Here is a 617-nt window from a genome sequence, read left to right as displayed (position 1 = left end):
AAATTTGTTTGACCTCCCAACAAAAGAACATTCGTTTCTTGGTTATAACTTTCTTGATTGCCTTTTTAAAACCATGAAACAAAAAGATTACTGTTCATTACCAGGTCAAATTAACCAGCAAGTGATTAGGAATGTCATACAAAACTGGCAGAGTTTTTTCGAAAGTTTACTGGATTATAAATTGAGTCCTGAAAAGTATAAAGGGAGACCCAAAATACCGCGATATTTAGCAAAAGATGGACAAAAAGAAATTACCCTTTCTAATCAAATATGCAAAATAGTCGATGGGAAATACCTCAGGTTCCCTAAAACAAAATCCCGCCTGAATACTGGGAAGCTGGCTAGGAATAATGGCAAATTCCAACAAGTGAGAGTTGTACCTAAGTATGGGCATTATGTGGTTGAAATCATCTACCTATTAGGAGAAAAGAAAGAAATAAATGCCAAGCTGGAGCGTTGCATGGGCATTGATTTGGGCTTAAATAACATCGCAACCATTGTCACGAACACAGGCATAACGCCTGTTCTGTTTAAAGGTGGAAGAATCAAATCTATTAATCAATGGTACAACAAGCTGCGTGCCTACTATTACGCAGTTCTTCGGAATGGAAAGAATT

1 pseudogene is annotated in these 617 nt (G+C 37.0%); it reads left to right on the top strand.

Features of this window, described 5'->3' with window-relative positions:
- Positions 1-617 (top strand): annotated as a pseudogene (locus AR334_RS28710) (RNA-guided endonuclease TnpB family protein); the annotation flags it as partial.

Source organism: Bacillus sp. FJAT-29814, assembly GCF_001510715.1.
Taxonomy (GTDB): Bacteria; Bacillota; Bacilli; order Bacillales; family Cytobacillaceae; genus Neobacillus.
The sequence above is the reverse complement of the archived record's forward strand: the minus strand, read 5'-3'. Positions and strand labels throughout refer to the sequence as shown.